Genomic DNA, 228 nt, shown 5'->3' with positions numbered 1-228 from the left:
CAAAGACAATATAGTTCCTCGCCTTTTCCCCCTCTATCACAGTGAGAACTCCGTTGCACTTCTCATCTTCTGGATGTCCCTCTCTCTCAAAACTACCCTCTGGGAACACAGCCCTGTAAAAATCCTTGGGCTTCACTTCCTCATAGAACTGCCCCAACCATTCATTTTTCATCTTGAACAACTGCTTATCAGTCGGCTTCCTTGCCATGTATAAACACCTCTTTTCTG

General features: G+C 45.2%; 1 pseudogene. It reads right to left on the bottom strand.

What is annotated here, in order from left to right:
- Positions 1-208 (bottom strand): annotated as a pseudogene (locus NE619_RS18580) (hypothetical protein); the annotation flags it as partial.
- Between the last annotated feature and the right edge of the window lie 20 nt (positions 209-228).

Source organism: Anaerovorax odorimutans (assembly GCF_024459955.1).
Taxonomy (GTDB): domain Bacteria; phylum Bacillota; class Clostridia; order Peptostreptococcales; family Anaerovoracaceae; genus Hominibacterium; species Hominibacterium odorimutans_A.
Note: the sequence above shows the minus strand (reverse complement) of the source record. Positions and strands in the feature narration are given on the sequence as shown.